General features: G+C 69.2%; 7 protein-coding genes. 2 read left to right on the top strand and 5 right to left on the bottom strand.

What is annotated here, in order from left to right; genetic code table 11:
* The 4 genes from OXF11_02365 to OXF11_02350 all read right to left on the bottom strand — a co-directional run.
* The coding region (locus OXF11_02365) for a tripartite tricarboxylate transporter permease (GenBank protein MCY4485942.1) at nucleotides 1-315 on the bottom strand (315 nt) is incomplete at its 3' end.
* Nucleotides 316-475: 160 nt separating this feature from the next.
* A complete protein-coding gene (locus OXF11_02360) occupies nucleotides 476-1522 on the bottom strand; it encodes a hypothetical protein (protein ID MCY4485941.1) in 1047 nt (348 codons plus the stop codon).
* An 81-nt stretch (nucleotides 1523-1603) separates the two neighbouring features.
* The gene (locus tag OXF11_02355; protein MCY4485940.1) at nucleotides 1604-2893 is read right to left on the bottom strand and encodes a glycine/betaine/sarcosine/D-proline family reductase selenoprotein B; all 1290 of its coding nucleotides are present in this window, start codon (nucleotides 2891-2893) and stop codon (nucleotides 1604-1606) included.
* Nucleotides 2894-2904: 11 nt separating this feature from the next.
* Nucleotides 2905-4158 (bottom strand): hypothetical protein, encoded by a 1254-nt coding sequence (locus OXF11_02350; GenBank protein ID MCY4485939.1) that lies wholly within the window; start codon nucleotides 4156-4158, stop codon nucleotides 2905-2907.
* A gap of 181 nt (nucleotides 4159-4339) precedes the next feature.
* On the opposite strand from OXF11_02350, the gene OXF11_02345 reads away from it, so the two are divergent.
* A complete protein-coding gene (locus OXF11_02345) occupies nucleotides 4340-5338 on the top strand; it encodes an amidohydrolase family protein (GenBank protein ID MCY4485938.1) in 999 nt (332 codons plus the stop codon).
* 140 nt (nucleotides 5339-5478) lie between these two features.
* Entirely contained in the window at nucleotides 5479-6294 is an 816-nt protein-coding gene (locus OXF11_02340; GenBank protein MCY4485937.1) for an enoyl-CoA hydratase-related protein, read from the top strand.
* A 63-nt stretch (nucleotides 6295-6357) separates the two neighbouring features.
* On the opposite strand, the gene OXF11_02335 is transcribed toward OXF11_02340, so the two are convergent.
* Nucleotides 6358-8779, bottom strand: a 2422-nt coding sequence (locus OXF11_02335; protein MCY4485936.1) for a hypothetical protein, incomplete at its 5' end; no start/stop codon positions are given.

The following is an 8779-nucleotide window of genomic DNA, read 5'->3' as shown; positions in this document are numbered from 1 at the left end:
GCCGGCCTCGCCCTTCTTGGCCATGGGATGCCCGTCGATGATGGTGGCGGTGGACACCACCTCCCCGGGCACGCCGAACAGGATCGAGGTGATGTCGCCGGTGGTGCCGGTGACCGCGTACATCCCGAGCAGGAAGGCGAAGGCCTGCACCGGGTCCATTTCGAAGATGAACGGCAGCATGAGGGCCACCGCCCCGGGGCTGCCGATGCCGGGCAGTATCCCGACGATGAACCCCAGGAATATGCCGATCACCATCAGCAGGAACGTGGTTTGATCGAATACCTGGAGCAGTCCTGTGATGAAGGCTTCGAACATGGCTTTGTCGTAACGGGAGCGGTCGGTCCGCGGTTTTCAGGTCAGAGCTTCAGTTTCAGGCAGAGTTCGGAGAGCGGAGCCCGGCCCGCGACCGCCAGCGGCGGACGCGGACCTGAACCCGGTATCACTCACGGTTGATTCGGCGGCACGCCGCCGGCCTTTAGCCCTTTTCGATGAGGGCCTTGATCTTGTCCATAAGAGGCTTGGGAGTGTTGAGCAGATCGTCGACGATCTTGGCCACGCCGTCGCCACGCCTGGGCTGCAGATTGCGGTTCTGCTTCTTGGCCAGCGCCTGGACCTGCGGGTCGTTGTACGCCTTGGCAAAGGCGTCGCGCAGGGCCTCGACACGTTCTTTCGGCACTCCGGGCGGAAGCGTGTGGACGATGCTGATCTGGTTGGTGGCGTTCATCGCCCTCAGCATGGCCAGCTCATCCTTGCTCTTGCCCTGCTCCTTGGCCAGCGCCTCGGCCGCGGGCACGCCCTTCAGCAGCGGGTGGTCCGCCTTCTTCTCGCCGGCGATGATCAGGACCCGGCAGCACTTCCCCTCACCCTCGAACATGGCGATCTCGGTGCTGGCCATCGTCTGGAAGGTCGTGCAGAAGCCGTTGGCCTCGCCGTTCTTCACCGCCAGGCGCTGCGCGCCGCCGCTGGCGAATCCCGTGACGGCCTTGAAGTTGCTGCCGAAGATCGCGTTGAAGAAAATGGGCTCGAGGTGGGACAGGCCGCCCTTGTCGAAGCTCGACACGATAAGCTGTTTCTTGGTCTTCACCGCATCGGCGAAGCTCTTCACGCCCGCATCCGTGCGCACCGCGCACGCCGAGTTGGCCCGGAACGCGCTCGCGACCCAGTTGAACTCTCTACCGTCGAACCTGACCCCCTTCACGCCGCGAGCCTGTTTCATCACCAAGCTGCTGCTGATGGCCGCCATCACGGTTCCGTCTCTGCGCTCATTGTTGAACACCGTGTTGGCCGCCAGCAGGCTGCCGCCGCCCGACTTGTTCTGGATCACGATCCGGGGACTCCCGGGAATGTACTTGTGCAGAACCGGGCCGATGAGCCGGGTGGTGAGGTCGGTGGTACCGCCCGGACCATAACCCACGACAATGCGAAGTTGCTTGCCCTTGTAAAAATCCGCCACCGCGTCGCCCCATACGGGGCTCGCCAACAGCAGCAACCCTGTCATCATAAAGAGAATTCGCCTAAACATGCGTCCCTCCTCTCGAGTTAGATCGTGCGATTAACCGACTTTACGCTGTCCATGTCAAGGGCAAACCGCCGCCCCGGGCCATCACGACGCGCCTTCCTGCTCCCGCAGCATGTCCAGCGCCTGCTCCACCAACCGCCGCCGGAGCCGCCGCTCCTCGTCCGCGTCAAGGGACGGATCGCCGAACACGTGGGGAATCGCCCGCCCCGACATGATCCGCTTGGCGCCCGTGTTCTCCGACACCGAGACGAGATTGGTCACGTGCACCGTGGGGATGCCGGCTCTCTCCAGTTCCTTTGCCATCGCTGCGCCGCAGCGAGTGCAGGTCCCTCAGGCAGAGGTGAGTATGACCCCGTCGACCTTGTCCTCCTCCAGCGACGCCGCGATGTCCCGCGCCATGTCGGCGGCGGTCTCCACCGGCGTGCCGTTGCCCGTGGTGGAGTAGAAATATTCGTGCAGTCCGCCCACCGATCCCTCGCGCACCGCGTCCCGCAACACGTCCAGGGGGATCAGCCGGTTGGGGTCCTCGTTCACCATCGCGGTGAAGAAACCGCCGTGCACCGACTCGAAGTCATCCCCCGCGAGCCGCTCCCGTTCCATCATGCCGTAAGCGCCGAAGTGCGTGGACAGGTACGACTTGATGCCGTCCGGATTGCCCCGCGGCACCAGGCCGCCGGTGGTGACGAGCGCGATCTTCGCGTGCCCGAGGTCCCGGATTCCCGGCGCCGGCGCCACCTCCTGGAAGGGCGGCAACGGGATCTCCGTCTCCATCGGCCCGCCCGTGAGCTTGGCCAGCAGCAGGTCCACGGCGCGTTCGGCCGCCGGCCGGGACGCCCGTGTGTTCCAGCGTCCGCCGCGCGGCAGCAAGCCTTCCTCGCTGCCCGGGGCCACGTCCTCGCCGGTCAGGAGCCTCACGATCACGCGCGTCGAGCGCTCGATGGCCGCGCGCATGTCGCCCGAGGACTCCCCGGTCTCCACCACCGGGATGTCGCGCCGCACCAGGTCCGCTCCCGGGTTGGACGGCGACATGGCGGTCAGCACCGGTATGCCCAACTCGCCGCCCACCGCCCGGCACACCCCCGCGCACGCCAACCCGTAACGCCCCGAGCCGAACGCCGGCCCGGCGAACAATAGGTCCGGCTCCGCCGCCTTCACCAACTCCAGCAGCCGGGCCGTGGCCTCCTCCTCGTTCTCCGAGAAATGGTCGTCGCCGCAGTAGACCGTCGCCACGATCCCCGCGCCCTCGCCCAACAGGGACCGCAACAGCCGCCCCGGACCCACCGCGCCCTCCAGCACGCCCGGCGGCGCCCCCGCGCTCTCCTCCCCGCCGAGGCCGGCGAAGAACTGGTTCGTGTAGTGGACGATGCGTTTCATGTTGCTTCCTCCTATCCCGACCGGGCCGTCAGCGTCGACCCGCCGATGGGGTCGATGGCGCCAATGATGTTCTGCACCGGAATCTCCACCGTCCCGGCCACGTCGCCCTCGATCGCCCCGAGAAACGCGTCGCCGCCGATGACCCGCTCCATGGGCTCGTCCAGCCGCACCTTCTCGGGGCAGTTGCCCACGCTCACCATGGCGTCCGCCTGGGGCGCCACGTCCACCAGTGCCGGGCCGTCGCCGCCGGACTCCTCCTTGGCCACCAGCACCGTGCGCAGCCCCGCCTCCTCGCACGCCCGGCAGGCCAGCATCAGGTCCACGTCCGCCTGGCCGCCGCCGTCCTTGGTGATGACCACTGCGTCGGCCTCCACCACGTGCCGGAGCAGTCGTGCTGCGTGAAAGGCCGCGGCCGCCTTCTCGTCATAGGTGGCGTAGTGGTTCGCCAGCACCATGCCGGCGAACACGATGGTGTCGTTGTGCCGCCGGTACAGGTCCCGAATCAGGGGATGGTTCAGAATGTCGTGGGTGGCGTTCTTGGTGGGCTTGGTATAGCCGTCGTTCACCAGCGCGCCGTCCAGGATCTCGTTGGGATGCACGACGCTCGGCACGATGTCCTTGGTGCTCATGCCGTAGAAAAGCTTCTGGCGGCCGATGCCGTGGGAGTAGGCGAAGCTCAGGTATCCGACGCGCGGCAAACCGGACGCCGGCAACCGCCAACCAAGCGAGAACGCCTCGGTGCGCGCCGGGGCCGCCTCCTTCGTCGTCTCCGCCAGAAACACGGCCGCGCGCAGCCCCCCGCGCATGAGCGCCAGGCCGAACTGGCCCGGGTCGGCGCCTTCCCGCGCCCTCGGCAGCACCACCAGGCCCGGCATGCGCCCGAACCGGCTCAGCTCGCTGCCGCGGCCGCACATGTCGATGATGGCCTCCTCGGACCGCGGCAGCGAGCCGGACGTCACCACCGCCACGCCGTCCAGCGCATGGGTGCGGCCGAGGCCACATTGGTACAAGGGTCCGAGGCTGCCGGGAAATGGGCTGCCGCGCTCCGGGTCCTTCCAGCGGGGCTCGACGATGTCCACCACGTGGAGTATCCGGGTACGGTCGCCGGGCCGGACGATGCTCAGCTCGACGTCGTCGATGAGCGGCTCCGCCAGCAGTTCGGCGCGCAGCGCCTCGCGGTTGACAACGAGTTCGCCTTCCCGATATTCGGTGTGGGCGCCCCAGGAAAGGGACCGGACAGGGAAATGGGCCAGCTCGAAATCCACGCGACCTCCTCAGCCGGAATCGGCTCGTCCGATGAAGGCAAACCCCTGTCTACCAAACCCAGCCGGGCAGTGCGAGCACCGCAACCGCCCTCCTGCCCGTCACCATGAGCCCCGGGGCAAAGTCCGGGGCAAGCTTGACCCGGGGTCCAGCGAGCAGTGACCGGGACTTGAGGTGCCGAAATTGACCGATCCTGCAACAGACACGCCCGACGAGGCCCCGCTGGAACCCAACCTCCCCATCTGCGACCCGCACCACCACCTGTGGCGGCGCCCCAACAACCCGTACCTGCTCGACGATTTCCTGCGCGACGCCTCGGCCGGCCATCGCATCGTCTCCAGTGTGGCGGTGGAGTGCGGGGCGATGTACCGCGAAGAAGGGCCGGCGGAGTTGCAGCCGGTGGGCGAGACGGAGTTCCTGGAGGGCATCGCATCCGAGAGCTCGTCCGCGGGTACGCCCGCAACCGTGGCGGCCGCTATTGTAGCCTACGCCGACCTGACCCTTGGCGACGCCGTGGCCGCCGTCCTGGAAGCGCACCTGGAGGCCAGCCCCGCCCGGCTGCGCGGCATCCGCTATTCCACCATGTGGGACGCCTCGGACTCGTTCCGGAGCGTGCCGCGGCCCGGCCTGTTGCGGGACGCCGCGGTCCGGAAGGGCTTCGCGCGCCTGCAGCACCTCGGGCTGAGCTTCGACGCCTGGCTCTATCACCCGCAGATGCCTGAGCTGGTGGAGCTGGCCCGGGACTTCCCGGCGGTGCCCATCATCCTCGACCACGTCGGCGGACCCCTGGGACTCGGACCCTACGAGGGCAGGCGCGACGAAGTGTTCCAGGCGTGGAGCGCCGACATCACCGCGCTGTCGTCCTGCCCCAACGTCGTGCTCAAGCTGGGCGGCGTCGGGTCGCTCCGCTCCGGCTACGACTGGCACAAGCGCGAGCCCAGGCCCGGCTCCGCCGAGCTGGCCAAGGCCATGCGGCCCTACTTCGAGCACTGCATCGAGAAGTTCGGCGCCAACCGCTGCATGTTCGAAAGCAACTTCCCGGTGGACCGGGTGTCGTATTCCTACGTGTCGGTGTGGAACGCGTTCAAGATCGTGGCGCGGGGATACTCCGAGGCGGAACGGAAAGCGCTGTTCCACGACACGGCCGCAAGGCTCTACCGGATCAAGGGCGAAGCGGCCTGAGCCGGTGAGATTGGCACAAGAACCTTGAATCCGTCATTGATCCAGTACTACGGGCCCCGAATCGTCATCCAACCGGAGTCTTGACGCAGTCTGGGAAGCGGGAATGACGGACGCGAAACGACGTCATGGAGGCTACGCGAATGAGCAACGACAAGGTTCTCTACGAGGTAACAGGCCAGACAGCCTGGATCACGCTCAACCGGCCCGAGGCGCTGAACGCCATCAACGAAGAGATGCGCCTGAGCATCGTCGCGATGTGCGCCCGGGCGCAGGCGGACCGTAACGTGCAGGTGGTGCTCGTCCGGGGGGCAGGGGAGAAGGCCTTCACCGTGGGCGGGGACCTGAAGGAGCGCGCGCGGCGCAACGCCGACCCGGCCGAGGCGCAGGCGTCGCCGCTGGAGGCGCGTCAGGCCAGGCAGTTGCCGGGGAGCCCCTCGCCCATCGAGGCCTTCGCGTTGTTGCAGAAACCCGCCATCGCGCTGCTGCACGGCTACACGGTGGGCGCGGGCCTGCTCATCGCCATGGCCTGCGACGTCCGCATCGCCGCGGACAACGCCCGGCTCGGGGTCACCGAGGTGCGGCGCGGCTTCATGCCGGCGTCCGGCGGCACCCAGCGGCTGGCGCGCATCGTGGGCCCGGCCAAGGCGCTGGAGATCTGCCTGTCGGGGGAACTCATCGACGCCCGGGAAGCGTACCGCATCGGGCTCGTGAACAAGCTGGTAGCCGTGGACGAGTTGACGCAGGCGGGCGAGGAGATGGCCGCCTCCTTCGCCAAGGGCGCGCCGCTGGCCCTGCGCTACGTCAAGGAATCGGTGCACAAGGGCATCGATCTGCCGCTGGATCAGGCGCTGCGGCTGGAGTCCGACCTCGCCGCCTTCGTGCTCACCACCGACGACAGCCAGGAAGGGCCGCGCGCCTTTGTCGAGAAGCGGCCGCCCGTGTGGCAGGGACGCTGACGCGGCGGACGGCCCGGTGGCCACACTCGGCGTTTCCCGCCGGAGTCCGGCCCGTCCTCGCCGCTACCAGCGCGCCCGCAGCCGGAGCCCCATGTCGTGCTCGGGGTCGTTTTGACGGACAAGGCTCTCGCCGCGCGTGGCCCTGAGGCTCAAGTCGAACTCCACGGCCCGGCGCCGCGGCAGCGACAGGCGCCAGCCGACCATCCACTCGCGCTCCGTCCCGGTCAGCCCCAACCCCACTTCCGGTGTCGCGATCAGCCACCCGCCGGGCAGCGGGTACCCGTAGCCCAAGTGCGCTTCCAGCCGTCCCGGAGCGCCTTCGTCGTTGGTCACCGCGCGCACCGCGTCCGGGCGCAACAACGCCTCCATGCCGCCCTTGGCGGAAGCGCCGAGGGCGTGGCGCACCGACATCGCAAACCCCAGATCCGACGACGGCGTCGAATCCCAGGTCAGGGCACCCGCGAACCCGTGTTCCCGGAAACCCTCCGACTGGTGGTGCAACAGTCCCCGCGCGCTGAGCTCCGCCGTGACGCCCCACCCGGGATGCCCCCACACCACGCTTCCGCCCAGGTCCGCGCCAAGACCGTTCTCCATATCCCCGCCATCGTACCGCAAGGCGACCGTCACGGTCGGCGTCAAGCGCGCGCCGTCCCTCGCGTACAACGGCCGCGACGCCTCGACCCCCAGCCGCACCCGCTGCAGCGCCGCCGAGCCTTCCTCCAGGCCCGCGGTTTCATCCGAGCCCGTCTTCAGCACCAGGGCGTCCGTCGTCAGCGCCAGCTTCAGACCCCCGGCGGCGCCGTCCAACAGCGTACCGCGTCCCCCCAACGCTCCCATGAGCAGGTCCGTATCCGTGTTGCGGGTGTTTGCGCCCGCCGGCGTGAGCGACAGCTCGCCCACTCCGTACCCGGCTACGCCCCACACCGCGAACCGTTCCGCAATGGCGACGCGCGCGTACGGGTAAAACCCCGTCAGACGCGAGCTCACCTCTCCGTCCCCCTCCATGGACTGGAAGCCGCCGTCTCCCTGGCTCTGGGACACCACGAACCCGCCCGTCCAGCCGCCCGCCGTCATTTCGCTTCCGAGCATCCCGGTGAGGACCTCCCCGTCCAGCGCCAGACCGCCGTCCTCTCCGTCAAAGAGCGTCAGCGCCGCCCGGCCCCACAGCGAGGCGAGCCCGCCGCCGGTCTCCGCCGTGAGAACGAACGACGAACCCGTCAGCAGGTCACGCTCCCGGAGGGCGCGCCAACGATAGCCCACGAAGCCGTCCTCCCACTCCGATCCCGGCCGGCCGGCCGGGGCCTCCGGCGCCAGCGCCGCCACGGCATTCCCGGGCGCCCGTTGCCCGCCCAGCGACTGCCCCGCCAAGCTCCCCTCGAAGCCCAGCCGCGACCGCACTCCGAAACGCCCGGTCACCGCCTCGATCACCTGGTCCGCCGCCGTCCGTCCGAACCGCCCCAGCCACTGTCCCGGCACCTCCGTCACGCGCCCGGAGATCACCCCGGTGGCGCTCCCGTCCCCCAGGCGCGCCCCCTCCAGGTTGCTCAGCGTGACCGTGAACGCCTCGTCCAGTTCCTGCACGTCGTCCGCCAGCAGGGGCACCACGATTTCGGCGCTCGTTCGACCCGCCTCGATGGTCAGCGTGCCCGTGCGCTCCTCGTAGTCCTCCCCGGCCCGCGCCGTCCCGTCGCTCGTGGCGTAGTCCAGCGTCACCGTCCGATCGCTCACGCCACTCAGCGACACCTCGAAGACCAGCCGCCCGGCCTCCTCGCGCGCGCGTGCGTCGGCGATGCTCAGGGACGGCGCCGAGTCGGCCACCGTCACCACCACGTCGGGCAGCACCGCCCGGTCGTACCCGCCGCCCGTGGCGGTATGCGTCAGCCGCACCACCGTGTCGTCCACGTCCTCGTCCGGCGCGGCGGTGACCGTCACGGTCTGGGCAACGTGCCAGTTGTCCAGCGTGAACGTCAGAACCTCGGGCATCACCCGAAGGACCGTGCCCTCGTGGCCGGACACGGTCACCGTCACCACCGGCGCGTTCAGGTCCGTCCGCTGCCGGGCCTGTCCCCCGACGGCCCGTGTGCGCGCGACCGACGGATTCACCGGCGGAGACCCGAGGACCAGCGTGTAGCTGAAACCCGTCACGCCGCCTTCGGTCACCGTTGCCGCCACCGGGGACGGCGCCGCGTCTCCGGGCGCCGGTTCCCGGTCGACCATCACCGTGGCGTCCTCGGGTTCCGGTGCCGGCTCGTCGTCGTCCGTGATCGTCAGCATCACCGCCTCCGGCCCCACCACCCCCGCCGCCGTCACCACTCCCGTCACCCGCACCGTCTTGTCCGCACCTTCCTCCACGTTGTCCACCGCGCGCAGCGTCACCGCGCCCGTGCTCGCCGTCGCTCCCGCGGAAAAACTCAGCACCGTCCCGCTCTGCTCGAAGTCCCCCGCGCCCGCCGGCGCCTCCGCCGCCGCGCTCACCCGCACCGTG

Source organism: Deltaproteobacteria bacterium (genome assembly GCA_026712905.1).
Classification (GTDB): Bacteria; Desulfobacterota; Binatia; order UBA9968; family JAJDTQ01; genus JAJDTQ01.
Note: the sequence above shows the minus strand (reverse complement) of the source record. Positions and strands in the feature narration are given on the sequence as shown.

What these genes read in the sequence shown, in the direction of transcription:
- OXF11_02360 (MCY4485941.1), bottom strand. Translation starts at nt 1,522, where the DNA reads ATGTTTAGGCGAATTCTCTTTATGATGACAGGGTTGCTGCTGTTGGCG.
- OXF11_02340 (MCY4485937.1), top strand. Translation starts at nt 5,479, where the DNA reads ATGAGCAACGACAAGGTTCTCTACGAGGTAACAGGCCAGACAGCCTGG.